We start from the raw sequence: 25,284 nt of genomic DNA on the forward strand, positions 1-25,284 counted from the left end.
ATGTTCGAAATGGATAGCGATAGCACTGGGAACGGTCATATTTGCTTTGATGAAATCTGCTTTAGTTGCGCTAAGAAAATCGAGAATAAAATCGAAACGATGAGACGTAAAGGACGGATTGTCAATGAATGAAACTAAGTGGTTAATTCTCCTCGGTGTGGTGATATTTGCATCTTGGGATCTCTATACTGTGCCTGAAGGAAACCTCACAATTGGTAACTGGGCGGCGGTATTTATTGTGCTTGGCGTGGTAACGTGGTTGTTAGCTATTACAGCCGTGAGTTGGAAGGTAACCACAGTCATCATGGGATTTGTTTTCAGTAAGCGGAAGGGCAAGTGATGGATATTCAACGATTGCGTAATTTAACTACCGGCATTCTTCACACAGACATTGGACATGTCTATGAAGATATTGAGGCTGTCACCGGTAAAAATGGCTTGATGACTCACATGATACCGAACATGTTGAAGGCTATAGAGCCCTGGCTAAAAGAAAATGTTACAGATGAACGTTACTGGAACAAAGTTTTCGATACTGAGCATCAGGGCGAATACTCGTTACCTCAGCCCTCTGAAAGTGAACGTGATTTAATGATTCAGCGGTTTCAGGCCATGCCGGATCCGTTATTAAGTCAATTTACGTAACCAATACCTATCATTGAAACCCTGGGAACGAAAAACTGATTCGCTCCAAACTCCCAGCCCGCTGAAGCGGGCTTTTTGTTGCGCTCTCTACTTTATAGAATTATTGTTAACGGGAATTTTATGGAGTAGAGCTTTATGGATGAAAAAATAAAACAGGAAGTCAGGCGTAATGAAGAAATCTTAGATAAGGACACTATTCATTATCCTGAAGTTGCAGTTGCCACAGGATGGCTGGCGTTAATTATATGTTGGACTGTCTCTTTTTTTGCTTTGCCGGATAATCCGTTTATCGGAGATCACGAGTTTGTAATGTACCTTGGAGCCATCCAATGGTTTGTAACTGGAATATTTGTTTCCGTGGTTCTCGCAGGATTAGGGAAAATTGTCACTGCAATTAATTTAGCTAAATAAATGAAAAGGAATTCATAATGAAATCAGTCTGTATAATTTTTCTCTCCCTCGTAATTTTTGCGTGTGCCTCTTCTGGTACCAAAGTTGACCAGAATTATGTGAGTCAAATAGAAAAGGGTGTCACTACTGAAGCTGATGTTGTTGCAAGGCTCGGTCAGCCCATGGGCGTGGCGTTAAGTTCTAACGGAGAAAAGATTTTAACGTACATGCATGTGTCGTCGCATGCTACGCCCGAAAGCTTTATTCCTATCGCAGGTATATTTATTGGCGGAGCCAAATCTGAAGCGACAATATTCACTGTAACCATTAATAAAGAAACTGGAATTGTCAAAGATTGGAACTATTCTCAGAGCAATAACACTGTAAAAACTGGATTGGCCAACAGAGACTGACAGCCGGCTTTTATATTTTAGTGTAAACAGCCTCATATTTAATAAACCAAGCCCCTCAATTGAGGGGCTTTTCTTATTTCACGTAAGGTGAAACTATCTGTTCGCACTGGTCAATTAAGCAGTGCAACCCCAGCGAGTGGTCTGCGCCGGTTTCTTCCATCATGATCAACATGGCACGAATAGAAGCCAGAAGTGCTGCAACGGTGATTATATCCTTATTCATAACTACTCCATTTATTATTAGATAACGGCATCCACCGGAGTCCATATTATCAGCAGTTCATCGGGTAATATGTGAATCCAAATCCACATTCAATAATAAATAGTTATATGTGGGCGAACTAATGTTTATTTTTTAGTTACTTGCCCGACCAGGTACTTGGTAAAGGTGTTCATAGTTTCATAGCGCACTTTACCTTTGCACACTAAACACCAGTTCCTCACCGTCTTCCATTTCAATCCGTCGATGGCCGACTGCTTGTTGTTCTCTATTGCAACTACCGTTTCCCTGCTTAAGCAAACTGCATCGGCGATCTGCTGCTGGGTAAAGCCAGCTTCGAGACGCAGTTTACGTAGCTGCCTGCCATCAAATGAAGGTGGAAGGCTTAACATGTCATCCTCTGAAGAAGGGCTCATTGCCCGTGCGTTTGTACTGCGAATACTAGCAGGCCGTTCAATATGGGGGCGTATATGCCTTTTCAGAATGCCGGGGTCGGAGGTAAATGTTTTTGACATCAGACATTTTCAGTAATTTATCAGTTATTTTTGCTGCAAATTATTGTTATACGGTTTGTTTTTGGTTATTTCGCTTTTTATTTGTGTCAATTTTGGTGTTTGGTTTGTCAAATTTCATGTCAATTTTGTCCATTTTCGGTTTTTGCGGTTTCCGGCCCTTTTATTCCTTTTTATTATTTTTCTTTAAGAAAGAATTAGTTAGAGAGAGATCTAAAAAATACAGAAAAAGGGGGAATGTCCATTTTCATTTTGGCAACTGGTCTGAGTTGTCCAAAATGAAAATCGAAATTTCGCGTTTTTGGACAAAGTTGGACATGCACAATCCCTTTACTTATGCGGGCTGCAGGGGTAAAAGAGGGTAAATGTCCAAAATAAAGCGGGAAATGCCCCCCTGGGATCTTTTTTATGAAAACGCTGGTTAAAGATTGGCTGCAGTTCAAACTGATGAACGAAGGTAAGTCTGCAGAGACGACAAAAAAGTACGAATATTACCTCTCTCTGCTGGAAGAGTTCTGTGAAGTCACCGGAGCCAACCCGCTGGCCATCACTATCCGGCAGCTGGAGATGTTCGTAGGCCACTTCCTGCATAATAAGAACCTGAAGCCCAGCTCACGGCGAACCGCTGTGGCCGCAGTAAAAGGTTTCTACAAATGGCTGCATAAAGATGAGCACATTACGCAGGATCCCGCATGCAATCTTCCTTACCCGACTTCTGATAAGAAAATCCCTGTGGCCATGGGCCTGAAGAACTTCGAGAAGCTGCTGCAGCAGTGCGACCTTGATACATTCTTAGGTGTGCGTGATGCCGCAATCATCGCCCTGCTTGGCGGCTGTGGATTCCGTGTAGCCGGTATTTCGGGCCTGAATCAAAGCAACATCGTGAAATATGACTATCTGGATACAGAGCGCCTGGCTATCCGGGTGTTTGAGAAAGGTAAAAAGGAACGGATGGTACCGGTGCCCCTTGAAGCCCAGATATATCTGCGCGTTTATATTGGCCATCCGGAATTAAAAGACATCAACCGGACACTGGCCAATGGTGATCAGGTGCTGTTCGTCAGTGTGCAGAACCGTAAAGTAAATGAATGGGATTATTACGGTGAGAACCGTCGCATGGGCATCCGCTCTATTCAGAAGATGATAGAGCAGCGTGGTGAAAAGGCTGGTGTGCCTGCCAATCAGTGCCATCCTCACGCCCTGCGGCATCTTACCGGTACTGAGTATGCAGAAGATGACCTCGATCTGATTACCCGGCAGATGCTGCTTGGCCACACAGACCCGAACGCTACCGCTATTTACACACAGATGGCCATGCGCAAGCTGACTGAGCAGATTGATAAAGCCAACCCGCTTGGAAAGGTGAGTTCAGCAGCCGGAGCCCTGATATCACAGCTGCGCTAATAGCGTGATATCTCCGGAAAGATGTCTATTCAGGCATTATTTGAATCGTGGAAAACAAATAGTCTGTACCGCCTATGTTCAATATATCTATGTTTAAAGGGGTGCGTAGCAGCCCCTGAAACTCACCTTTAAAACGGACAATAGCATACAGGTTCGTGGAACTCAGTATTGCGCCTTATATACAAATAGCGCAACAACTCAAAGCGACACACAAGTAATACAGTACCCACAGAGCAGCTTATTTAATAAATAGCGCAATAAAATATAAAAATATTCATCTATCTCATTGCTACTGTTCAAATAAAGCACACAGTATGGTTATCCTTTAGTATGATTAGAGGGGTGGGGGCTCGGCAGACAGCTATTGCACCATCAGCAGGATAGGGTGGGTACCAGCATATCTGCACAGGTTTCAAACTCGCTATTTAGGCAAACACTATGACTAAAAAACTGTGCCCCAGCCATGAACTGAAAATGGCTGAACTTGAACAGTTAAATCTGCCCAAATTGTGGCGGGATATCGCCAAAGCGACCGGACCAGACATATTTTTGAAAATCTGGCGTATTGTCAGCGCCCCTGAATATCAATGGAAAGCCAATTCCATTTACGTACCTTCCATAAACCGTTACTACGAGTTTCAGCGCATCCAGATAACCAAAACCCTGCTGATGCAGAAAAAATCGAAACATGATGTCGTTAAGGCTCTAAATACGCACGGAATTAAAACTTCTTTAAGCACAGTCGAGCGTATTGCGAAAAAGCACAATTTAAAGTTTCCTGACTCTGATGAAATTGAAATAGATGAAGTATCAGGCACTAATTACCAGATGAGTTTGTTTTAGAGAAAAGCATCCCATGCGTGACTTTAATTTCACTTTAATTTTTATCACGGCAATTTTGTCAGTTGAAGGTTTATACCTCAAACGCAAAATAGTAAGCAGAAGGGTCTTGTATGCATGAATCAAAACATTGCTGTGAAGAGTATGGCGTGGATGTAACGACTATTGAGGATGAAAGTTCGGGACATAAAGTCCGTTTATGCCCGAAGTGTGGAACAAAAACGAAACAACCATTCAGATACACGGATTATCGAAAAGAGCTGTTTACCATCTTCACCAGAGGGCATAGACAATGATTGAATTAAAGGCGTGCGGATGGTGTGGCTCACCGGCACATAAATACTTTAGTCATTTACACGAAAACAGAGTTACTTGCTCAAACAAAGAGTGTGCTGTTAGAGGGATTTCTTTTACCAGAGATAAATGGCAAGCAGAGCGCCCCGCAGAAGCCAAAATCAAGGCTAAGGGGGTTCGGGAGGCGATAGAAGCCGCCTACAGTGACAATGTTGCAGATACAAAAGGTGAATACTACGTCATTAGCTATTTTGAGGGATACGCCAACAAACTGGAGAAAGGCGATGTTTGAACATTTGTCAGATAAATTAAGGCTTATTCTCGCCATAATCATTGCGGTATCCTCGCTTTCGGTGGGAGTTAAGTATTTGTATGACGCTTTACAGTGCGATGGTACGGCAGTTCGCGGGGCTGTCTGGGTTGAATGTGTGGAGAATAAAAAGTGAAATATCTAATTGTCATTTCTATTCTGTTAGTCGCGTTCAGTTTGGTTGAAGCGCTGTATTACGCTTTTAAGCCTCATAGTGATGTCAAGCGACATGATTGAAATTATCCTGTACGAATCGTTCCCGCTAAACGAAATCCCATTTCTGATTGTCAGCGCTAAAACTGGTGTCTCGTATGAGAACCAAGTGGGCGGGCATTCCTGTGCCCATGTTAGCTATGAGGGTTTTCTTGTGCCCTTTGCTGATATTGCACCAAGATTTGATGATTGCGAATTGGGTTGTGGTGATATAAATCCTGATAACCCTGGGACGCAGAGGTTCGCGGCAAACCAGATCGCAAAGGCTATTTTGGATTACAACGACAGCGGCGACTGGAAGCTGAAATTTGATTTTGATTACTCGCGGTTATCAGAATTGAAAGAGGACTGGTGGCCGGTTGTCATCACCGGCACTATTGGTAATACCCGTTTCGATAAGCATCCGGCAATTTATACAAGGATGCAGAATTGTGACTGAATTAATGGTTAGTGATGAGTTTATCAGGGATTACATAACTTATAATGCGGAAGTAATTATTTACCAGCAGGGGAAATGTGTATTGCTAATTGATGGCAGGTATTACTGCGGAAGTTCTGCAGAACGCTGCATTTCAATGTATGACGACTGGCTTTACAGAAATGAATGTTATTTCTTACCTGTGGTCATTGGTGGTATTCCCTTGCCAGTGCTTTCTGAAAACGCGGTATTTTATGCAATAGCTTCAGTTTTACTTATTTTTGTTACGACAATGGCATATATGACATGGGGATTTTTCTTTCGCTGAACTAAATTCCCTGCCCCTGATAATCCCAGCGTTCAACCTCTTCCGGCCGTGCATACTTCAGCGCCCAGTGGTCGTGGATTTCAAACACACCGTTGCGGAATACACCGCGACAGAAAATAACCGGTGACTTCAAATAGAATATCACCTGGGTTTCTTCCTCTGGTAAACAAAAATCACTATCCTCTGTCATAGGAACTCTCAGGAACTATAAAAATGACCACTTGTGTAATATACGCCCGTGTCTCTACGGTCAAGCAGGCGGAAAAAGAACTTCCCGTACAAAGCCAAATCGACAAATGTAAAAAACACGCAGTCTCACTGGGTGCCGACATTAAGAAAGTTTTCACGGATGAAGGTATTTCCGGCACCTCTGATAACCGTCCAGCTTTCCAGCAGGCAATTACTTACTGTGAAAACTTCGATGTGGATTACTTTATCTGCTGGAGTACATCCCGTTTTGCCCGTAACGCACTTGAAGCAAAGCTCAACAAGCGACGATTAGCAAACAGTAATACGAAGATAGCCTATGTGTCACAAAACATCGATGAGGGCGATTCTGGCTTCATTTACGAAGGTATTCTGGAACTGTTTGACGAATATTATTCCCGTCAGGTGTCGCAGGACACAAAACGCTCAATGATAGCCAATGCCCAGAAAGGGTACTTTAACGGCGGCTTTGTCACATTCGGGTACCAGCAGGAACCTGTGGCCGGCCAGAAAAAGAAAACCAGACTAATTCCCAATCCATTAGAAACGGGTACGGTAAACCGGATATTCGAATTGAAGCTGGCCAGCTACGGTGGAAAACAGATTGCCGAACTGATGAATGCTGAAGGGCGCCTGAATCGTGGTAAGAAATGGAACAAAACAACCATACTGGAGCTGCTGCGCAATGAAAGGGTAGTGGGTAAGGTGGCATTCGGTAAAAAAGGCCGTAACGGGTCACTGCCGCGCTCAGAATGGATTGTCGTGGATAGCCATGAACCGATCGTAAGCACTGAAACATTCGATGCTGTCCAGACGATGATGGACAAGCAAACAAACACTGCCGTTCGTGAAGAGGGTTCCGCAAAGAGCACCAGGTTCTTTACCGGTATCCTTAAATGCGGCAAGTGTGGTCAGTCAATGAAAATTGAACGGGCCAAAGGTGCAACCAAAGTTTATTACTACTACAACTGTGGTACTAAAAAGGCCGGACTGGGCTGTGAGAACAGGAGAATCAATTCAGCAATATTCGACCCCTGGATGGTAGACGTTATTTGCTCTGAAGTGCTTACAGAGCGAAATCTGAAAGACTTACTACTGCAGTTGAACGATTTATGTGGATCCTGGGCAAAGAAAAAACGTGAACGGTGCACCGATTTGATTCAGCAAATCAGAGAAATGGAAAGACGTAACTCGCGTTTGTACGAAATGCTGGAAGATGCATCAGGAGTTTATAACCTGCAGGATTTAGCACCGCGTCTTCGCTCAAATAACGAAGCAATCAGAAAATTGAATACTGAACTGGCAATTGCTGAAACGGAAAAACCACCAACACTGGAAATCACAGAAAGAGATCTGTCTGAATTGAGTGAACTGCTGGTAGATATAATTAAAACGAGTAGCAATCCGGGAAAGGTGAGGGAGTTTTTCAAAACGTTCCTACACTCAGTAGAAGTGCAAGATGATGAAATTAAAGTGAAATATCGACCTGAAGCCTTACTCTCTGCGCATTCTGGAATAGTTCCCAGTAGAGAAGAGTGGCTCCCCCTCCCCGACTCGAACGGGGGACCTGCGGATTAACAGTCCGTCGCTCTAACCAACTGAGCTAAGGGGGAACCGGATTTGTCGAAAGTTGGCTCCCCCTCCCCGACTCGAACGGGGGACCTGCGGATTAACAGTCCGTCGCTCTAACCAACTGAGCTAAGGGGGACCGGCTTTCAACGGAGGCGAATATTAATGACGTATGTTGTCACTGTCAACAAACGTTTTAAGGTTTTTATTCCGTTCGCTCAAAAAATAGCTTTTTTCAGATTTACGAGCCAAAAATTGCTCAAAGCGCTTAAAAAATGCACTTGTTTACTCCAGGTACAGACAGGTTGTTGAAAAATAAGTCAGATTTTTGACTATGCCTGAAATCGAATAAACACAAATAAAGCTTATAACTAAAAAGTTAGCCGAGTAATTTAAAGGGTATTAAAAAGGCTTTGACTACTGTATTAAAGTACAGTTATTAATGTAACGGTAACGTGCATCAGCCAATCATAAGGTTAGTCTTCACTTACAAAAAAATCGGCGGGATCCCGGAAAATACACGTGAATACTGGCCTTTACGCACTTATCCACTAAATCTGTGGATAACTATGTTGATAGGTGGGGGGATCGTTGGAATTTGCAGCAATAAATCAGTTTGATTCGTTGATGTGATGGCATGAGTTTGTTTGATTTATTTATTAAATTCAACTGCTTGTATTGTTTGATCGTGCCCGGTGGATAATATGATCTGCATTGGTCACACATTAACACACTTGTGTGTTAATTCGCTAACAGCGGTTAATAAGGCAACAGGATTTTGACGATCTTTTTTAGTGTTAACGGATAATTAACATAGTTCGCCGGATCCGCACAGGGATTAAAAGGGTTTTCCCACGCCGGTTATATGACACAAGCTGTCAAATAGCTGTCATCCCACTGTCATTTAAAATTGTGGAAAATCATAGGTGTTTTTCATTTATAAAAGACGAACTTTTGACGGCTTAGTGACTGACAAGGCGATAAACCAAAATCTGTCAAATAAAAAAATAAAAATATTTCTTAAAAAAGAATAAAGGATAAGACGGGTGTTCACCGTGGCGGATAGTCGTGCAACCGGGCAGTCACTCAAGTAGACTAAGCCCGTTTTATTTCCCATCGTCACTTCATGGCGAATCAGTAAAGAGACCGACGTGACCGAATCAAAAAATAACACGCGCGCTTCCAGTTTAACGCAAGGTAATGTAGCTACTATATTAAAGCGAATGACCGTACCGATGATCATGGGCATGGTTATGATGATGAGCTTTGGCCTTGTTGATACGTTCTTCGTCAGTTTACTGGGCACTGAACCTCTGGCAGCCATCAGTTTTACGTTTCCGGTTACCTTTACGGTTATCAGTTTAAATATCGGCCTCGGGATTGGAACGTCAGCCATTATTGGTAAGTTGCAGGGTAGCGGGAGTTATTCTGAGTCCAGGGAGTATGCAACCAGCTCGATAACCTTGTCCTTCGTGATGGTGGGTTTGCTTGCCGTTGCGGGGTATTTTTTGATTGACCCGATATTTAAAGCACTGAACGCCAGTGAAACATTGATGCCCTACATTCATGACTATATGTCATTGTGGTACTTATCAAGTGTGTTTCTGGCGCTTCCCATGGTGGGGAACAGTGTGTTGCGGGCATGTGGCGATACACGCACTCCCAGCATCATCATGGCCGTTGGCGGCGCATTGAATGCAGCCCTTGATCCCATTTTTATTTTTGGCTGGGGACCGGTACCGGCGATGGGGATTCAGGGAGCGGCACTGGCGACGTTCCTCGCCTGGGTGGCGGGAGCCAGTTATATCATCTGGTTGCTGGCAGTGAAACGAAACCTGATGGTACCCCGTTTATTGACCATTACGGAACTGCGCAGGAGCTGTGCGCCCATCCTGAAAATTGGTCTGCCGGCTGCAGGGGCGAATATGCTTACACCTGTCGCCGGTGGCGTGATGACCGCAGTAGTGGCGAATTATGGTGCGGAGGCCGTGGCTGCATGGGGAGTCGGGAACCGGCTTGAGTCCATTGCGTCTATCGTTATTCTGGCATTGTCCATGACCCTGCCGCCCATTATTTCGCAAAATGTGGGAGCCGGTTTGTATCAACGGGTTGAAGAAGCTTACCGGTTAACGGTGAAATTTGTTATTGGCTGGCAACTTGTCGTGTTCGCTATCATGTGGTTGCTTTCCGGCTGGATAGCCCAAATGTTTGCTGAGGAAGCTGAAGTGGCCTGGCTCATTCATCTGTTCCTGATGATAGTTCCGCTGGGCTACGGGATGCAGGGCATTGTGATTTTAACGAATTCGTCTTTGAATGCCATGCACAAGCCAATGGCAGCGTTGATCCTGAGTGTCATCCGGCTGTTTGTTTTTTACGTACCTGTATCCTATGTGGCAAGTTTGTTCTTTGGTTTGAAAGGCTTGTTCTGGGGCGTCGTCATTGCCAATTTGTGTATGGCGACCATCTCTTATGTTTATTTTAATCGGGCGCTGTCTGAGCATCGCCGGCAACCGGGAGAAGAAGTAGCACAATGAGTAAAGGTTTCGAACTGGAATCCAAATATCAACCGGCAGGGGATCAGCCAAAAGCCATAGAAGCTCTGGTTGACGGGCTGGAAAGCGGTCTTGCCAGTCAGACATTGCTGGGGGTTACCGGCTCCGGTAAGACCTTCACCATGGCGAACATTATTAAGCAGGTGCAGCGTCCGACATTGATTATGGCGCACAATAAAACCCTGGCGGCCCAGCTTTATGGTGAAATGAAAGAGTTCTTTCCGAACAATGCGGTGGAATATTTCGTTTCCTATTACGACTATTATCAGCCTGAAGCGTACGTTCCCAGTACCGATACTTTTATAGAGAAAGATGCGTCAATCAACGACCACATTGAACAAATGCGGTTGTCAGCGACGAAGGCACTGATGGAGCGGCGCGATGTTGTTATCGTGGCCAGCGTGTCTGCCATTTATGGTTTGGGTGATCCTGAGTCCTACATGAAAATGCTGTTGCATTTGCGCCAGGGCGACACTATGGATCAGCGGGATATTCTGCGCCGTCTTGCCGAACTGCAATATAAGCGTAATGACCTGGCCTTCGAGCGGGGCACATTCCGTGTACGGGGAGACGTGATTGATATCTTCCCTGCGGATTCAGAGAAGCAGGCCGTGCGGGTAGAATTGTTCGACAGTGAGATTGATAAAATCAGCCTGTTTGACCCGTTGACCGGTGCGGTGGATAAATCGGTGATCCGTGCCACGGTGTTTCCTAAAACCCACTATGTCACACCCAGAGAAAAAATTCTGGCTGCCATTGAAGAGATTAAAGTTGAACTGAAAGATCGCAAGGCGCAGCTACAGGAGAGTAATAAGTTACTCGAAGACCAGCGGATTTCCCAGCGCACCCAGTTTGATATCGAAATGATGCTGGAGTTGGGCTACTGCTCCGGCATTGAGAACTACTCACGCTATCTCTCCGGCAGAGCGCCGGGTGAGCCGCCCCCGACACTGCTGGACTACTTTCCTGCTGACGGCCTGATGTTTATTGATGAATCACACGTTACTGTGTCGCAAATCGGGGCGATGTACAAAGGCGACCGGTCGCGGAAGGAAACGCTGGTGGAATACGGCTTCCGGTTACCATCGGCACTGGATAACCGGCCTCTGAAGTTTGAGGAGTTCGAGCAGATCTCTCCCCAGACGATATATGTTTCCGCGACGCCGGGTGAATATGAGCTGAAAAAATCTGACGGCGAAATTGTGGAGCAGGTGGTACGTCCCACTGGCTTGCTCGACCCGGAAATTGAAGTACGTCCGGTGGCGACGCAAGTCGATGATGTACTGTCTGAAATTCAGAAAAGGGTTGCCGTAGACGAGCGGGTGTTAATTACAACGCTGACCAAGCGCATGGCCGAAGATTTAAGCGAATATCTGAATGAACATGGCGTGAAAGTGCGTTATTTGCATTCCGATATTGATACCGTTGAACGTATTGAAATTATCCGCGATCTCCGTCTGGGTAAGTTCGATGTGCTGGTGGGCATTAACCTGCTCAGGGAAGGTCTGGATATGCCTGAGGTATCGCTGGTTGCGATTCTTGATGCGGATAAAGAGGGCTTTCTCCGCGCTGAGCGCTCACTGATCCAGACCATTGGCCGTGCAGCCCGTCACGTTAATGGCCGCGCCATCATGTACGCAGACGTGATCACTAAGTCGATGAAAAAGGCCATTGATGAAACTAACCGGCGCAGGGAGAAACAGGAAGCCCACAATAAGGCCAACGGTGTAGTCCCTCAACGGTTAAACAAACCCATTACGGACATTATGGACTTAGGTGACAGTGCCCATCCTGCTTCCGGCAAAGTGAAACTGCGTAAAGTTGCCGAGAAGAAAAAAGAAATGCAGGCTGCCAGTGCCACGGAACTTATGGCGCAAATTGCTGATCTTGAGAAGAAAATGTTTGAGTTTGCCCGTGAGCTTGAATTTGAAAAAGCCGCGTCAGTGCGTGATGACATCGAAACATTACGTAAGCAGGTCGTCGCCGTGTCTTAAGGGGTTTGTCAGATATATCAGAAGCGTCCTTCGGGGCGCTTTTTTTGTTTCAGTTTAATTAAATCGTTAATTCCGGTGAATAAACTTACAATTTGCCGTTGTAATCGGGCAAACAGTTACCTATTATGATTCTAAAGTATTTATAACTATACCTATAATTTCACGGATTGCGCCATGTTGAATCGTTTACAAGAATCAGATATTAAGCTGTTACGGGTGTTTTATGCGGTTGCGAGTTGTAATGGATTTACTGCCGCTGAGCCGGTGTTACGTATGCAACGCCCTAATATCAGTGCTGCGATTAAAAAGTTAGAAGAACGTCTGGATCTGGTGCTTTGTCACCGGGGCCGTGGCGGTTTTCAGATGACAAAAGAAGGTGAAGTAGTTTTCCAGGAAACCAAACGAATCTTCAATGCATTCGATAACTTTGTTTTTAACTTGAAATCGCTTCACGACGATTACTCCGGTCACATTACCCTGGTAATGATGGCAGGCCTGCCGCTTTCCATGCATCTTGCAGTCAGTAAGGCTGTTAAGAGCACCATGAAGAAATTTGATGATATCCATGTCAATATTCAAACCCGTCTGTACAACGAAGTAGAGCACGTTGCGTTATCCGGTGAGTGTCACCTCGTGATTTCTACTTACGACATGGTGAAACCCGAATCTGTAACGTTCCATCCGGTTGGCATTTCCTGCAAGGGCCGCCTGTACTGCTCACCGACACATCCGCTGGCAAAATTCCGCGATGTGTCACTGCCGGAAGACGTGAAAATTGGTGAGTATCCGGCTATCGGCATATCCGGTCTGTCATCTGCCAATTATATTGAAGATGATCAGCGTCTGGCTATTCAGACGTTCTCCGATTCTTTCGAGGCGGCGCTCTCTGCCATTATGACCGGTGAATACATTGGTTTGCTGCCGGACTATATTGCTAAAGAGCAGGGCGCAAGTTTAGGACTGGTGCCTATTGCTAAAGGCAGTCTGTTTAACTTTAACCACGAACTGTTTGTGATGAACGGTAAAAATACCCGCCTGAATCCGGTACTCCGCCACTGTATCAAAGAGCTGACTTACTTTATTTCAGAAAGTCAGAAGTAACAGGCATCATGCCGGTCAGATTGAATTGAAAAGGCCCCGCAATATTGCGGGGCCTTCTTCTTTCATTTCAGGACAACATTACTCATAGGTGAGAGGGTCCACAGCACCGTTATCACGAAACGCTTCCAGCCGCTCCTGACAAGCACCGCAACCACCGCAGGCATGTTCTCTGCCGTTATAGCAGGTCCACGTTTTACCGTAATCCAGTCCCATTTTAAGACCATCGGTGAGTATGGCTGTTTTGCTTACTTTTAGATAAGGGGTGACAATTTCAACCGCTTCATAATTCGCAATGGCGCACACGTCATTCATCTTCTCAACGAATTCAGGGCGGCAGTCCGGGTAAATAGCGTGATCACCCGAGTGAGCACCGTAATACACTTTGGTGGCATTTTCGCTGACCGCATAACCCACAGCCAGTGACAACAGGATCATATTTCTGTTCGGCACCACGGTGGTTTTCATTGACGGCTCTTCATAATGTCCTTCCGGCACATCAATGTCATCAGTCAGTGCCGAGCCGCCAACCAGTGAATTAATGACAGAAATATCCACCACTTTATGAGGCACATTCAGCTCAGTACACACGGCCGCAGCATAATCGAGTTCTTTTTTATGCCGCTGACCGTAGTTAAATGACAGGGCATAAGGTTTTTTCCCGTCAGCGATGGCTTTGTGCAGTACGGTGAAAGAATCCATACCGCCGGAATAGATAACAATGACTTTTTCAGACATAAGTTCGTTTTTTTCGCGAAAAGATGCCAGAATTTTATGTGATTCTTGGTAAAATCCCAAGCCGAATCAACAACAGGTACACCACATTGCATCACACCCGTCTTAAAATTAATGAAATGTTCGAAACGATTCAGGGCGAAGGCGTAAAAACCGGCGTTCCGTCAGTGTTTGTGCGTTTACAAGGGTGTCCGGTGGGTTGTCCCTGGTGTGATACCAAACATACATGGACGCTGGACGAGGCGTTTTTGACAACATCAGATGAAGTCCTGTCGAAAACTCAGGAGAGTGAAGCGTGGTTCAGTATTGAAGATGAAGCGTTACTGACCTTATTTAAAGAAAACGGATATCAGGCCAAACACATCGTGATCACCGGCGGTGAGCCGTGTATGTATGATTTGCGTCCGCTCACCTCACTGCTGCATGCGCGGGGGTACACCACGCAGATAGAAACCAGTGGTACCTTCGAGGTACTGTGCCATGAAGACACCTGGGTTACGGTATCGCCTAAAGTCGACATGAAAGGCGGCATGCCGGTGCTGACTCAGGCGCTGGAGCGGGCGGATGAAATTAAGCATCCTGTGGCTATGCAAAAGCATATTGATGAGCTGGATAGTCTGCTGGCACGGCTGGACGGAAAGCTACCGGCAAATATTTGTCTGCAACCTATCAGTCAGCAGCAACGTGCGACGGATCTTGCTATCGCCACCTGTATTGCGCGAAACTGGCGCTTATCGTTACAAACACATAAATATATCGGCATTGAATAGATTTATGCTGTCTGTTCAGGCACGACACTAAGGATTTTAACGATGGGAAAATGGTTGTTTCCGGTTCTTCTGCTCTTAAGTGCGAATGTGCATGCTGCACTATGGTCGATAACCTATCCGCGGCCTATAGATGAGCGCGATTTGCGCAATGAATATCCGCTGGCTTTACTTACCCTGGCGCTGGAAAAGACAGGCGTAAAATACAGTTTACTGCCGTCAGACCGGATCATGCTGCAAGGGAAAGCACTGCGTCAGCTGCGGGAAAACCGCGAAGTGAACGTAGTCTGGAGTATGACAGACGCCCAGCGTGAAAAAGACCTGTTACCAGTGCGCATCCCGCTGGCGAAAGGACTGATTGGCTGGCGCGTATTTCTGATCAATGAAATGAACCGCAGCCGCTTTCCACAAGCGCTGAGCAAATCTGCCTTGCTTAAACTGGTGCCTATTTCCGGTGAAGAGTGGCCGGATACCAAAATTTTGCAGGCAAACGGGTTTAACGTGTTCACCGTGCCGGCGTATGGTGATGCAGCGGAAGTACTGGAAACGAACAAGGCTGACTTCTTCCCCCGTTCAGTGATGGAAGCGCTGAATGAGCTTGAGAAGGGGAATTTGTCTTCAGACATCGTACTGGAAAGCAATACAGCGATTTACTATCCCACGGCGTTGTATTTTTTCGTAAATAAAGGCAATACCACACTGGCACGGCTTATCGAGACGGGTCTGCAGATGGCAATTGAAGATGGTTCTTTCGACGCTTTGTTTTTGTCTACCTATGAAGATACGCTGAATGCACTGGAGCTCGAAAAGCGCACCACGATAGAGCTGGATAACCCGCTTTTACCACCTTTGACACCTGTGCAAAACGAAGCCCTGTGGTATAAGCCCGCCAGTATTGATGCCACCATCGATGCTACGGAAGAGAATCCCTGAAATCTGGTGAAGCTGGCGGTCAACGCGCCGGCTTTATTAGCAGAGCTTGTTACTAGCTGATACAAAAAAGCCCGGATTCACCGGGCTTTTGCATTTTTAACTCATGAATCAGTGGCTTTTGCCTGAGTGCACGTCTTTCATCGAACGACCTGACGGGTCAGCATTGTTCTTGAAGCTTGCATCCCACTCAAGTGCCTCTACGGTACTACAGGCGATGGACTTACCACCCGGTACACAGCGCGCAGCACTTTCCTGCGGGAAGTAGCCTTCAAAGATAGTGCGGTAGTAATAACCTTCTTTGGTATCAGGTGTGTTCACCGGGAAGCGGAATTCTGCTGTCGCCAGTTGCTGATCAGACACTTCTGTTTCTACGAAGTCACGGATAGAGTCGATCCAGGAATAACCTACACCGTCACCGAACTGTTCTTTCTGACGCCACAGTACTTCTGGTGGCAGCGTTTTGCCATCGTCGAAAGCTTTACGCAGGATCCATTTCTCCATGCGGCCATCAACACACATTTTGTCCTGCGGGTTCAGGCGCATTGCTACGTCCATGAAGTTCTTGTCGAGGAATGGCACACGGGCTTCAACACCCCAGGCGCTGGTAGCTTTGTTGGCACGGGCACAATCGAACATGTGCAGACGATCCAGTTTACGTACTGTTTCTTCGTGCAGTTCTTTTGCGTTCGGCGCTTTATGGAAGTACAGATAACCACCAAAAATTTCGTCAGAGCCTTCACCGGACAATACCATTTTGATACCCATTGCTTTGATCTTACGGGTCATCAGGTACATTGGCGTTGCCGCACGGATGGTGGTGGTATCGTAGGTTTCCAGATGATAGATAACGTCACGAATCGCATCCAGACCTTCCTGAATCGTGAAGTGGATTTCGTGGTGAACAGTACCAATCATATCAGCAACCTGTTTAGCTGCTTTTAAGTCCGGTGCACCTTCAAGGCCAACTGCGAAGCTGTGCAGGCGTGGCCACCAGGCGTCAGACTTGTCTTCGTCTTCAACACGCTTGGCAACATACTGAGCCGCAACGGCAGAAACCAGCGATGAATCCAGACCACCGGACAGCAGCACTGCGTAAGGTACGTCAGACATCATGTGCGACTTAACGGCTTTTTCAAAAGCCACTTTCAGGTCGTCCAGATTCGTTTCGTTATCTTTTACTGCATCGTAGCTCATCCAGTCGCGCTTGTAGTACTTAGTCAGCTCGCCGGTTTTGCTCCACAGGTAATGACCCGGAGGGAATTCACTGATGGTTTTACAGATAGGCGCCAGCGCCTTCATTTCTGACGCAACATAGAAGTTGCCATGTTCGTCGTAACCGGTATACAGCGGGATAATGCCGATGTGGTCACGGGCAATCAGGTACGCATCCTGAGACTCGTCGTACAGGATAAAAGCAAACATGCCCTCAAGCTCATCGATAAACTCAATGCCTTTCTGCTCGTACAAAGGAAGGATTACTTCGCAGTCCGAGCGGGTTTTGAAATCATAAGGCGTTGCCAGATCTTTGGCGAGTTGCTTGTGGTTATAGATCTCACCGTTAACGGCCAGGATCTTATTATTATCCTGGCTGATGAGCGGCTGTGCACCAGTGTCTACATCGACGATGGCCAACCGTTCATGGCACAGGATGGTATTGTCATTATTCCAGATACCCGACCAGTCAGGGCCGCGGTGACGCAGCAACTTTGTATAATCCAGCGCTTGGGTTCTGAGTTCAGACACATCGGTTTTGATATCAAGGATACCGAAAATACCACACATAAAACGGGTTCTCTCTTGTCACTTGTTGAAAAAAAGGATTGTTTATTCTGTCGGGTCGCTTAACGCGGCCGCGGGTGAGACTTTATTGTTTTTGAAGGGTGCAAACTCCGCGTCTGTTGAATGTGCCAGTATGAGAGAAAAAAGCAAGGAATAACTTGCCGGAAACTCAAATTATCCGTTATTCAGGGCGGGTAGTGGCGGTTTTCGCGGAATATTGAAAGAAATGTTGCAATACGGGAGGCTAAAAAATCAACAGGCTGCCCGGAGGCAGCCTGTTTGCGTAAATGCTTAGCGCTGGAATTCGCTGGCTGCATTCCATTTCGGCCAGCTGTCAGCATTGGCCACATCGGTACCCACTTCAAACAGCATTTGCGTGTCCTGGGCGATGCCTGATAAATCCCACTCCTTGCGGAATTCATCACAAACCTGGTGATAACAACCGGTTACGATGACATTCATGCGTTTGCGGTAGGTAGCCGTTTCAGCATCCCAGGGTTCGTCTCCGCCTTCTGCGTACAGAGCCGGTACGCCTTTCTTGGCGAAGCTGAAGTGATCAGAACGGTAGTAAGAGCCGGCTTCCGGACGGTCTTCCTGTGTCAGATAACGGCCCTGACGGGTTGCTGCTTTTTCCAGATAGGTTTCCATTTCTGATTTACCCATACCGACAACACTGACATTTTTCGTTTTACCCAACACGTTCATGGCATCCATGTTGATGTTTGCAACGGTTTTCTCCAGCGGGATTACAGGATGATCAGCATAGTATTTTGAACCCAGCAGACCTTGCTCTTCAGCCGTCACAATCAGAAACGTTACTGAGCGGGCAGGGCGGGGCGTCAGTTCACCGAATGCTTTCGCCATCACAATAGCGGCTGCTGAACCGGTGGCATTGTCATGGGCACCATTGTAAATCTGATCACCTTTCAGGCTTTCATCTTTACCCAGGTGATCCCAGTGAGCAGTGTAAATGACGTGTTCATCAGGCTTTGTAGCGCCGGGAAGGGTGGCAATCACGTTATGGCTGACAGATTTCTGAAAGGTGTTCTTCACTGTCACAGAAGCGGTTAAGCCCATGTCTTTGTGATAGGGACCCTGCAAGGCTGCCTTTTTCTCAGTATCGAAATCCAGGCCTGCGTCAGCAAAGACTTTCTTTGCCGCATCCAGTGTGAGCCAGCCTTCTACAGCAACCCGGCTGGCGCCGCCATCCTGAGATACCAGGCCGTATTGAGGGCCACTCCAGCTGTTGGCAACCACTGACCAGCCGTAAGAAGCTGGTGCTGTTTCATGCACAATAATCGCACCGGCAGCACCCTGACGGCTGGCTTCTTCATATTTGTAACTCCAGCGGCCGTAGTAGGTCATGGTCGTGCCCTGGAACTTACCGGACTGAGGATTTTCGAAACCCGGGTCATTCACCAGAATCACCACAGTTTTGCCTTCTACATCCAGACCTTCATAGTCATTCCAGTCATATTCCGGTGCATTAACACCATAGCCGACGAAGACGAGTTCGGAGTCTTTCAGATCGATAACTGATTGTTCCCGTTTAGAACCGGCAACCATGTCTTCTTTATAACGGAACGTGTTATCACCAATGGTCATCGTCATGTCGGGATCGGCAGTGATTTCCATTAAATCCACAGGTTGCAGGTAGCTGTCACCGTTACCCGGTGCTAACCCGGCGGCTTTGAATTCTGAAACCAGAAAGTCCAGTGTTTTCTGCTCACCCGGAGTGGTGGGAAGACGGCCTTCAAATTCATCAGAGGCCAGTGTTTGCAACGGTCCGCTGATGTCTTCAGCAGTGATCCCTGCGTATACGCTGTCAAAATTGGCCGTGCTGCCAGCCTGCGCGGTATCCGCCGGTGCGGGTTGATCGCTGCTGCAGGCAGAAAGTCCTGCTGCAGAGATTCCGACCAGCGCCGGTACCATAAATGGCAAAAGAATTTTTTTCATTGTTAGTCTCTGTTTGCTCTACAATAACCTCCCAGTATAGAGAATCAATCACACCGAACCAATACATCGCTTATGAATTCCACCGCAGAGAGTTGGTCATCTGCCATAAATCGTTCCAATCTTGCTTTTTCTGTCCGTGAGCTGTTAACCCGCACCGGCCTCGACGGTGAAACAGAATTTCCGTCAGCGGCTGTTTTGAATGACGTTGTCCGCCGGCATCACCCCGTGAACTGGCCGGGTCCTGAATTTAAGGGGCAGTCTTCTTTTCCGCTTTCTGAACAACGTTATTATGAACAGATCATCTTTGAAGATAATGTTGTGCCCACCAGGGAAAACAGCTGGCATGACTTATTCAATGCATTGATCTGGTTGCAGTTTCCACGTACGAAGCGATGTCTGAATAATCTGCATATGCAGGATATCAGACGTTTCGGCGTTAGCCCCCGTACACCGGCAAGAAATCGTATTACTCATTTTGATGAATGTGGTGTTGTGATTGCTGTACCGGACGATATGAAGGTTCAGGCTGAACCTTTACTCAATGCACTGGCGATGCATAACTGGCAACAGGTTCTGGTTGAGCACAGAGACAAATGGGGTCAGTTATTGTTTCCGGTGATATTCGGCCATGCCAATCTTGAAATGTTATTGAACCCGTTTACCGGCCTGACGGGTAAATGGATGGCGGTCACAGTGCCCCCGGGATTTGCTTCTATGTCATTCGAACAACAATGCAGGGAGACGGATTGCGCAATAGAGCAGAAAATCGCTTCCTGTGATGTCTTTCAGAGTAAAGGCATGCTTCATCCTTTACCGTTACTGGGCGTGCCCGGCTGGTACCCGGTGCAGGACCGGCAGTTCTACGCTAACACGGATTATTTTCGGGCTGTATCCTCTAAAAAGCAACTGCAGATGCCACTGATTTAGTACTGTCCGGCGGGTTAAAGCGTACCTGCAGTGCTTTCAACCCGCCAGTACAAGGTTACAGCAATACGAAAACCAGCCAGATTCCGTAAATGATGGTGACAGGAGCGGCTGCAACCATCCAGGCTTTTTTGTTGCTGAAACTTGTCCACTGACCAATTGCCACCGCGGTGAGATAAATTGACCATAGCATATCGAGCCGGAACTGACCGATATTGTAAAACGCTGAGTCCGGTGTCAGTCCAAATATCCATGTAAAGGTAAGCGGGCTGAGACTGGCCGGGTCTATTTCGTGGGTGCTGGCCATCACCAGTACCAGCAGTGCCGCAAAACTGGTAAGCAGAGAGGGAAGTGCGGTCCACCATGTCATTCCGTACCAGTCGGTAAAACCCTGCACTGATTTTTCATCATTGCGGGCCATGAATGTGAGGTATCCGGCATAGATGGCATTCAGGATTATGACGCCAAGGAATACGCTGACAATCGTGCTCCACATCACGAATCCCTGAGTCATCCGTTCTGTAAATGCCTCTTTTTCTGCCGGACTCACGTCACCCAGTTGCATGTCTGCAATAAAGTTTCTGTACCAGTCGAAATCAATGGTCTGGAAATACAGATAAACCGGAACAAGGCTCATACTCATTAAGATGAAAAACGGAACCCATGACCAGTTGTCAGTGGTAGCCAGCTTTCTGAAAACGCCGTTCGGGCGAAAGAAAGTCTCGCTGATGGCCTGAAAGGGATTGGATATTTCCTGCATAATTACTCCTTTATTTGCGTACAGATGCCATTTTTTCCTTAATTAACAATGCTGGCACAGGGAATTTTCTTTGTTACCTTAGAGAAAAATGCTGCCTTTGTATACTGACCCTGTACAGAAATATTCTGTCGCATTTTTTTGCTTGAAGAGTGTAATAAAGTTGATTCAAAGTAGACTAGGTTTACTTCTCTTCCGGTAAACGGATAACGGAATTAATAATATCAACAAAGGAAACGCGATGATTGAAATCAGTCAACTGGCGAAAAAATTCACCATCGAAAACCCGAAAAAATTGAGTGAACAGGAGAAAAAGGATCCCCGGCTGAAAGGGAAATTTTTCCATTCTGTGCAGGATGTGTCGCTAAATTGTGCTTCCGGTGAAGTACTCGGGCTACTCGGGCCTAACGGTGCCGGCAAAACCACCACATTACGTATGCTATCAACAGCGCTGAAGCCCGATACAGGAAGCATCACCATTAATGGTGTTGATGTACTTAAAAAGCCGGTGCTGGCACGCCAGAAAATCGGTTTTTTATCCGGCTCAACCGGCCTGTATGGTCGTCTTACCGGCAGAGAGAATATTGCCTATTTCGGCCAGCTTCACAATATGTCGAAAACCCGTATTGAAGAAAGAATTCAGTCGCTGGCCGATTTGTTGGATTTGCACAGTTTCCTGGACAGACGGTGTGAGAATTTTTCTACCGGCATGAAACAAAAAACGGCAATTGCCCGGGCGGTGATTCATAGTCCGGAAGTAGTCATTCTGGATGAACCCACCACGGGACTGGATATCATGGCCGCGCAGACAGTACTGAATTTTATCCGTGGTCTGAAAGAGCAGGGGATCCCGGTGATTTTCTCCACTCATCACTTAGAGGAAGTCTCGGAACTGTGCGATCGGGTGACCATCGTCAATCATGGACGTACGGTATTTAATGATGATATCGCCACTTTCAGAGCGCTGTCGCCGGGCTCAATGAGCAGTGCATTTTTATCAGCTTTAAGGACGGAGGCGTAATATGTGGTTAGTATTTTTAAAAGAAATTAAAGAGTTAGTACGGGACAGAAAAACACTGTTTTTTATGATTGCTCTGCCTTTGCTGGTGTTCCCGGCTATTTTCGGGGTGGTAACATTTGTGTCTTCAAAGGCCATATCAGATGCTCAGTCTGAAGTGCTTGATTATGCCATCCGTGGTGCAGAATACGCGCCTGAACTGGTATCAAAAATTGCGGAGTCAAAAGACTTTAATCTGGTAACGTTACCGGAAAACGAAAACATAGAAAGCTGGGTTAAGAGTGAACAGGCTGATTTCGTGCTTGAGATCCCGGAAAACTATAATGACGATATTCTCTCCGGCGGACAGATTACCCTTAAGGTTTACTTAAATGATGCTGGTCTCAATTTAGTCCTCTCACGCCTGCAGGCTATTGTAAACGACATTTCAGAACGCAATCAGCAGACTGCTTTTGCACAACTGGGTCTCATTGAAAGTCAGCAGACAGCGCTCATTGAGCCTATGGTTATTGAAAAAGTAGATGTGGCTGACCAGCGGGAAAACTGGGGTGAGAAGATAGGCGGTTTTATTCCCTATATTATTTTTATGTTGTGCCTGCAGGGGGCCATGATACCGGCAACAGATTTAGGCGCCGGGGAAAAAGAAAGAGGTACCCTGGAAACACTGCTCATATCGCCTGTACCCCGCCATCATCTGGTGATGGGGAAATTTTTTGCCATTGCCCTTGCCGGGGTGACCTCAGCCATGGTCACGGTAGCAAGTATGGCTGTATGGGGCATTGTCCTGAGTCAGGGCATGGCCATACAACTGGTGGCTGAATTTATGGGGGCCATCAGCGGCACGGACTTTTTACTGATTTTCTTCATGCTTATTCCCGTGGTGGCAATTTTCTCATCCATTCTTTTAAGTTTGTCTATTTATGCCAGAAGCTTCAAAGAAGCGCAGGGCTATATGACACCGCTGGTGATGTTTACCATCGTGCCGGTGATCATGGCAATGTTACCCGGTGTCGAGTTGAAAGGTGGCTGGGCATGGGTTCCGCTGACGAATGTGGCGCTGGCGATAAAAGAGCTTATTAAAGGCACAATGGATTATGTGCAGTTGATAGCCATTTTCGGTTCCACCGCACTCATTGCAGCGGCGCTTATCGGTTTTTGTGTTTACTGGTTCAACAAAGAAAAAGTGTTGTTCAGATAATCAGATAAATTGTTACCGGCAATAAAAAGCCCCGTTCACCATTGTGAACGGGGCTTTTTGCTATTCAAACCGTTATCAGAAATACGTCATGTTCAATAACACCAGCACAATGGTGCTGTATGTGATGGAAATGGGTAGTCCGATTTTGATGAAATGTGAGAAACGATAATTCGCCGCATTAAATACCAGCAGGTTAGTCTGGTAGCCGTAGGGCGAAATAAAGCTCGCACTGGCAGCAAATGCAACAGCAAGAGCGAATGGCATCAACGGGGCACCGATAAGTCCGGCAACGCCATAGGCGAAGGGGAACATCAGGGCTGCCGCAGCATTGTTGGTCACAAATTCTGTTAACACCAGGGTAGCCAGATAGACCGTACACAGGGCGACAAACCAGTTTGTATCAGAAAGGTACGGCATCAGAAAATCAGTACTCAAACTGATAACCCCGGCATTTTCCAACGCACTGGCCAGACTGAGGGCTCCGACAATAACTACAATCAGATTCAGTGGCAGATTACGTTTTATCTCTCCGTTACTGGTGACTTTCGCACCAACCAGTACGGCAGCAAAGAACAGCAATCCGATACCAAGGTTTAATGTATCCGTCGCTGACAAAGCCACCACCAGTAAGAAACCACCCATAGTGATCCATTCCTGCCAGTTGGTCAGTGGTCTGGAGATTTTCTGCTCAGACAGTATGAAGAAATTCTTCGACAGGTTCTGTCTGGTCTGGAAATCCGGACCGGTTGCCAGTAACAGGAAATCACCGGCTTGCAGCTTAATTTCCCCCAGTTTACCGGAAAGCTGCTCACCATCACGGCGAATAGCCACAACGGCGGCATCAAACAAAGCCCTGAAGCCCAGCGCTTTAATCGTTTGTCCGATAATCTGCGCACGGTTAGAGATGATCACTTCCGTGAGGTTTTCCCGCAGTATGCCGTCAGCTTCAGCGAACATGGTTAAGCCTTTAATGTGGCTTAAGCTGTCCAGCTTCTGTACATTGCCGGAAAAAATCAGCTTATCACCCTGATGGATAATAAGTTCCGGTGAAACAGGGCTGATAAGTTGTCCGTCCCGCACAATTTCTACCAGAAAAAGCTCAGGCAGGTTCCGCAGATGGTTTTCCTCGACGGTTTTGCCAATCAACTCAGAGCCGGGCTCCACTTCTGCTTCCACAATGTAAGCGCGGTAGTCGGTTTTCTTATTGGCGATATCCGGCAATAAGGTCGATAACACAAACATCAGGAAACCACAGCTTAATCCGGCAGCCAGACCATAGAGTGTGAAATCCCAGAATGCGAAACCCGGATGACCGTGTTCCTGCAAAAATGAGTCTACGATCAGGTTCGTTGACGTACCAATCAGCGTGACTGTGCCACCTAAAATGGCCGAGTAAGACAACGGAATTAACAGGCGCGATGCCGGGTGATACTGGTTTTGTTTTACCGGCCCGATCAGGCTGGCCACAATCGCGGTGTTGTTCAGCAGGGCTGACGAGAAAAACGACAGACCGAACAACCGCCAGTAGGAAACAGTAAAACTGGGCGTGATGAGCTTACGTCCTATTTGCTTAATCAATGCTGTTTTATCAATAGCACTGCTGACAAGCAGTAAAAGGACCAGTGTGATCAGGCCTTTATTGGTTAAGTTATTGAGGATCTCATCGAAGGTGATTTGTTGGGATACGAGTAAAATAAGCATCGCCACCGCGAAAATGGTGGAAGGACGCATATTCGACGCAACTAGTGCAAAAATGGTGCTGAAGAAAACCCCCAGCACCATCAATTGGTTGACATCCATATAAACCGTT

At 46.6% G+C, this 25,284-nt stretch carries 26 protein-coding genes and 2 tRNA genes; 18 read left to right on the top strand and 10 right to left on the bottom strand.

Features of this window, described 5'->3' with window-relative positions:
• Positions 1-124 precede the first annotated feature (124 nt).
• The 4 genes from DS731_RS07450 to DS731_RS07465 all read left to right on the top strand — a co-directional run bounded on the left by DS731_RS07450 (position 125) and on the right by DS731_RS07465 (position 1,448).
• Entirely contained in the window at positions 125-340 is a 216-nt protein-coding gene (locus tag DS731_RS07450; protein ID WP_119500733.1) for a hypothetical protein, read from the top strand.
• Positions 340-645 (top strand): DUF7736 domain-containing protein, encoded by a 306-nt coding sequence (locus DS731_RS07455; protein ID WP_119500734.1) that lies wholly within the window; start codon positions 340-342, stop codon positions 643-645. Before DS731_RS07450 ends, DS731_RS07455 begins: the two co-directional genes overlap by 1 nt.
• 135 nt (positions 646-780) lie before the next feature.
• Positions 781-1,056 carry a hypothetical protein gene (locus DS731_RS07460; protein WP_119500735.1) on the top strand — a complete coding sequence of 92 codons (276 nt, stop codon included), beginning with the start codon at positions 781-783 and terminating at the stop codon, positions 1,054-1,056.
• Positions 1,057-1,073: 17 nt separating this feature from the next.
• Positions 1,074-1,448 (top strand): hypothetical protein, encoded by a 375-nt coding sequence (locus tag DS731_RS07465; RefSeq protein WP_119500736.1) that lies wholly within the window; start codon positions 1,074-1,076, stop codon positions 1,446-1,448.
• Positions 1,449-1,521: 73 nt separating this feature from the next.
• Here the strand turns inward: DS731_RS07465 and DS731_RS21905 are convergent, their stop codons facing one another.
• Complete coding sequence (locus DS731_RS21905; protein WP_161599122.1) at positions 1,522-1,671, bottom strand: hypothetical protein; 150 nt, start codon at positions 1,669-1,671, stop codon at positions 1,522-1,524.
• Positions 1,672-1,796: 125 nt separating this feature from the next.
• Positions 1,797-2,183 (bottom strand): helix-turn-helix domain-containing protein, encoded by a 387-nt coding sequence (locus DS731_RS07470; protein ID WP_232373507.1) that lies wholly within the window; start codon positions 2,181-2,183, stop codon positions 1,797-1,799.
• Positions 2,184-2,588: 405 nt separating this feature from the next.
• Between DS731_RS07470 and DS731_RS07475 the strand changes: the two genes are divergently transcribed.
• From DS731_RS07475 to DS731_RS07495, 5 genes are all read left to right on the top strand, one after another.
• Positions 2,589-3,584 carry a tyrosine-type recombinase/integrase gene (locus tag DS731_RS07475; protein ID WP_119500737.1) on the top strand — a complete coding sequence of 332 codons (996 nt, stop codon included), beginning with the start codon at positions 2,589-2,591 and terminating at the stop codon, positions 3,582-3,584.
• 438 nt (positions 3,585-4,022) lie between these two features.
• Positions 4,023-4,427, top strand: a complete 405-nt coding sequence (locus tag DS731_RS07480; RefSeq protein WP_119500738.1) for a hypothetical protein — start codon at positions 4,023-4,025, stop codon at positions 4,425-4,427.
• Positions 4,428-4,716: 289 nt separating this feature from the next.
• On the top strand, positions 4,717-5,010 hold the full coding sequence (locus DS731_RS07485; protein WP_119500739.1) for a hypothetical protein: 294 nt from the start codon (positions 4,717-4,719) through the stop codon (positions 5,008-5,010).
• A 247-nt stretch (positions 5,011-5,257) separates the two neighbouring features.
• The gene (locus DS731_RS07490) at positions 5,258-5,680 is read left to right on the top strand and encodes a DUF6210 family protein (RefSeq protein WP_150154261.1); all 423 of its coding nucleotides are present in this window, start codon (positions 5,258-5,260) and stop codon (positions 5,678-5,680) included.
• Positions 5,673-5,987, top strand: a complete 315-nt coding sequence (locus DS731_RS07495; RefSeq protein ID WP_119500741.1) for a hypothetical protein — start codon at positions 5,673-5,675, stop codon at positions 5,985-5,987. Before DS731_RS07490 ends, DS731_RS07495 begins: the two co-directional genes overlap by 8 nt.
• Position 5,988: 1 nt before the next feature.
• On the opposite strand, the gene DS731_RS07500 is transcribed toward DS731_RS07495, so the two are convergent.
• Positions 5,989-6,177: a hypothetical protein gene (locus tag DS731_RS07500; protein WP_119500742.1), complete on the bottom strand. Its 189-nt coding sequence runs from the start codon at positions 6,175-6,177 to the stop codon at positions 5,989-5,991.
• Positions 6,178-6,200: 23 nt separating this feature from the next.
• On the opposite strand from DS731_RS07500, the gene DS731_RS22420 reads away from it, so the two are divergent.
• Positions 6,201-7,772 carry a recombinase family protein gene (locus tag DS731_RS22420; RefSeq protein WP_442858454.1) on the top strand — a complete coding sequence of 524 codons (1,572 nt, stop codon included), beginning with the start codon at positions 6,201-6,203 and terminating at the stop codon, positions 7,770-7,772.
• Here the strand turns inward: DS731_RS22420 and DS731_RS07515 are convergent.
• Positions 7,731-7,807, bottom strand: a tRNA-Asn gene (locus tag DS731_RS07515). The genes DS731_RS22420 and DS731_RS07515 overlap by 42 nt on opposite strands.
• Positions 7,808-7,825: 18 nt before the next feature.
• A tRNA-Asn gene (locus tag DS731_RS07520) sits at positions 7,826-7,902 on the bottom strand.
• Between the two features lie 1,117 nt (positions 7,903-9,019).
• Here DS731_RS07520 and DS731_RS07525 point away from each other — a divergent pair.
• From DS731_RS07525 to DS731_RS07535, 3 genes are all read left to right on the top strand, one after another.
• Positions 9,020-10,297 carry an MATE family efflux transporter gene (locus DS731_RS07525; protein ID WP_442858455.1) on the top strand — a complete coding sequence of 426 codons (1,278 nt, stop codon included), beginning with the start codon at positions 9,020-9,022 and terminating at the stop codon, positions 10,295-10,297.
• Positions 10,294-12,309 (top strand): excinuclease ABC subunit UvrB, encoded by a 2,016-nt coding sequence (gene uvrB, locus DS731_RS07530; protein ID WP_119500743.1) that lies wholly within the window; start codon positions 10,294-10,296, stop codon positions 12,307-12,309. The genes DS731_RS07525 and uvrB overlap by 4 nt, the downstream gene beginning before the upstream one ends.
• 174 nt (positions 12,310-12,483) lie before the next feature.
• The gene (locus DS731_RS07535) at positions 12,484-13,410 is read left to right on the top strand and encodes a LysR family transcriptional regulator (protein WP_119500744.1); all 927 of its coding nucleotides are present in this window, start codon (positions 12,484-12,486) and stop codon (positions 13,408-13,410) included.
• A 78-nt stretch (positions 13,411-13,488) separates the two neighbouring features.
• Here the strand turns inward: DS731_RS07535 and queC are convergent, their stop codons facing one another.
• Complete coding sequence (gene queC / locus DS731_RS07540; protein ID WP_119500745.1) at positions 13,489-14,145, bottom strand: 7-cyano-7-deazaguanine synthase QueC; 657 nt, start codon at positions 14,143-14,145, stop codon at positions 13,489-13,491.
• A gap of 116 nt (positions 14,146-14,261) precedes the next feature.
• Here queC and queE point away from each other — a divergent pair, with 116 nt between their 5' ends.
• A complete protein-coding gene (gene queE / locus DS731_RS07545; RefSeq protein WP_232373546.1) occupies positions 14,262-14,912 on the top strand; it encodes a 7-carboxy-7-deazaguanine synthase QueE in 651 nt (216 codons plus the stop codon).
• 42 nt (positions 14,913-14,954) lie between these two features.
• Entirely contained in the window at positions 14,955-15,842 is an 888-nt protein-coding gene (locus DS731_RS07550) for an amino acid ABC transporter substrate-binding protein (RefSeq protein WP_119500747.1), read from the top strand.
• Between the two features lie 108 nt (positions 15,843-15,950).
• Here DS731_RS07550 and asnB read toward each other — a convergent pair whose 3' ends face one another.
• Positions 15,951-17,624 carry an asparagine synthase B gene (gene asnB, locus DS731_RS07555; protein WP_119500748.1) on the bottom strand — a complete coding sequence of 558 codons (1,674 nt, stop codon included), beginning with the start codon at positions 17,622-17,624 and terminating at the stop codon, positions 15,951-15,953.
• Positions 17,625-17,912: 288 nt separating this feature from the next.
• Positions 17,913-19,577 carry a M28 family metallopeptidase gene (locus DS731_RS07560; RefSeq protein WP_119500749.1) on the bottom strand — a complete coding sequence of 555 codons (1,665 nt, stop codon included), beginning with the start codon at positions 19,575-19,577 and terminating at the stop codon, positions 17,913-17,915.
• 72 nt (positions 19,578-19,649) lie between these two features.
• Between DS731_RS07560 and DS731_RS07565 the strand changes: the two genes are divergently transcribed.
• Entirely contained in the window at positions 19,650-20,504 is an 855-nt protein-coding gene (locus DS731_RS07565) for a DUF3025 domain-containing protein (RefSeq protein ID WP_119500750.1), read from the top strand.
• A 55-nt stretch (positions 20,505-20,559) separates the two neighbouring features.
• Here DS731_RS07565 and DS731_RS07570 read toward each other — a convergent pair whose 3' ends face one another.
• Entirely contained in the window at positions 20,560-21,261 is a 702-nt protein-coding gene (locus DS731_RS07570) for a YIP1 family protein (RefSeq protein ID WP_119500751.1), read from the bottom strand.
• A gap of 238 nt (positions 21,262-21,499) precedes the next feature.
• On the opposite strand from DS731_RS07570, the gene DS731_RS07575 reads away from it, so the two are divergent.
• Positions 21,500-22,279 (top strand): ABC transporter ATP-binding protein, encoded by a 780-nt coding sequence (locus DS731_RS07575; protein ID WP_119500752.1) that lies wholly within the window; start codon positions 21,500-21,502, stop codon positions 22,277-22,279.
• Position 22,280: 1 nt separating this feature from the next.
• On the top strand, positions 22,281-23,474 hold the full coding sequence (locus DS731_RS07580) for an ABC transporter permease (protein ID WP_119500753.1): 1,194 nt from the start codon (positions 22,281-22,283) through the stop codon (positions 23,472-23,474).
• A 75-nt stretch (positions 23,475-23,549) separates the two neighbouring features.
• Here the strand turns inward: DS731_RS07580 and DS731_RS07585 are convergent, their stop codons facing one another.
• Positions 23,550-25,274 carry an SLC13 family permease gene (locus DS731_RS07585; protein WP_119500754.1) on the bottom strand — a complete coding sequence of 575 codons (1,725 nt, stop codon included), beginning with the start codon at positions 25,272-25,274 and terminating at the stop codon, positions 23,550-23,552.
• Between the last annotated feature and the right edge of the window lie 10 nt (positions 25,275-25,284).

The organism is Alteromonas sp. RKMC-009 (assembly GCF_003584565.2).
Classification (GTDB): domain Bacteria; phylum Pseudomonadota; class Gammaproteobacteria; order Enterobacterales; family Alteromonadaceae; genus Alteromonas.

Coding starts and splice junctions, on each gene's coding strand:
- DS731_RS07450 (WP_119500733.1), top strand. CDS start 125: ATGAATGAAACTAAGTGGTTAATTCTCCTCGGTGTGGTGATATTTGCA.
- DS731_RS07455 (WP_119500734.1), top strand. CDS start 340: ATGGATATTCAACGATTGCGTAATTTAACTACCGGCATTCTTCACACA.
- DS731_RS07460 (WP_119500735.1), top strand. CDS start 781: ATGGATGAAAAAATAAAACAGGAAGTCAGGCGTAATGAAGAAATCTTA.
- DS731_RS07465 (WP_119500736.1), top strand. CDS start 1,074: ATGAAATCAGTCTGTATAATTTTTCTCTCCCTCGTAATTTTTGCGTGT.
- DS731_RS21905 (WP_161599122.1), bottom strand. CDS start 1,671: ATGAATAAGGATATAATCACCGTTGCAGCACTTCTGGCTTCTATTCGT.
- DS731_RS07470 (WP_232373507.1), bottom strand. CDS start 2,183: ATGTCAAAAACATTTACCTCCGACCCCGGCATTCTGAAAAGGCATATA.
- DS731_RS07475 (WP_119500737.1), top strand. CDS start 2,589: ATGAAAACGCTGGTTAAAGATTGGCTGCAGTTCAAACTGATGAACGAA.
- DS731_RS07480 (WP_119500738.1), top strand. CDS start 4,023: ATGACTAAAAAACTGTGCCCCAGCCATGAACTGAAAATGGCTGAACTT.
- DS731_RS07485 (WP_119500739.1), top strand. CDS start 4,717: ATGATTGAATTAAAGGCGTGCGGATGGTGTGGCTCACCGGCACATAAA.
- DS731_RS07490 (WP_150154261.1), top strand. CDS start 5,258: ATGATTGAAATTATCCTGTACGAATCGTTCCCGCTAAACGAAATCCCA.
- DS731_RS07500 (WP_119500742.1), bottom strand. CDS start 6,177: ATGACAGAGGATAGTGATTTTTGTTTACCAGAGGAAGAAACCCAGGTG.
- DS731_RS22420 (WP_442858454.1), top strand. CDS start 6,201: ATGACCACTTGTGTAATATACGCCCGTGTCTCTACGGTCAAGCAGGCG.
- DS731_RS07525 (WP_442858455.1), top strand. CDS start 9,020: ATGATGAGCTTTGGCCTTGTTGATACGTTCTTCGTCAGTTTACTGGGC.
- uvrB (WP_119500743.1), top strand. CDS start 10,294: ATGAGTAAAGGTTTCGAACTGGAATCCAAATATCAACCGGCAGGGGAT.
- DS731_RS07535 (WP_119500744.1), top strand. CDS start 12,484: ATGTTGAATCGTTTACAAGAATCAGATATTAAGCTGTTACGGGTGTTT.
- queC (WP_119500745.1), bottom strand. CDS start 14,145: ATGTCTGAAAAAGTCATTGTTATCTATTCCGGCGGTATGGATTCTTTC.
- queE (WP_232373546.1), top strand. CDS start 14,262: ATGTTCGAAACGATTCAGGGCGAAGGCGTAAAAACCGGCGTTCCGTCA.
- DS731_RS07550 (WP_119500747.1), top strand. CDS start 14,955: ATGGGAAAATGGTTGTTTCCGGTTCTTCTGCTCTTAAGTGCGAATGTG.
- asnB (WP_119500748.1), bottom strand. CDS start 17,624: ATGTGTGGTATTTTCGGTATCCTTGATATCAAAACCGATGTGTCTGAA.
- DS731_RS07560 (WP_119500749.1), bottom strand. CDS start 19,577: ATGAAAAAAATTCTTTTGCCATTTATGGTACCGGCGCTGGTCGGAATC.
- DS731_RS07565 (WP_119500750.1), top strand. CDS start 19,650: ATGAATTCCACCGCAGAGAGTTGGTCATCTGCCATAAATCGTTCCAAT.
- DS731_RS07570 (WP_119500751.1), bottom strand. CDS start 21,261: ATGCAGGAAATATCCAATCCCTTTCAGGCCATCAGCGAGACTTTCTTT.
- DS731_RS07575 (WP_119500752.1), top strand. CDS start 21,500: ATGATTGAAATCAGTCAACTGGCGAAAAAATTCACCATCGAAAACCCG.
- DS731_RS07580 (WP_119500753.1), top strand. CDS start 22,281: ATGTGGTTAGTATTTTTAAAAGAAATTAAAGAGTTAGTACGGGACAGA.
- DS731_RS07585 (WP_119500754.1), bottom strand. CDS start 25,274: ATGGATGTCAACCAATTGATGGTGCTGGGGGTTTTCTTCAGCACCATT.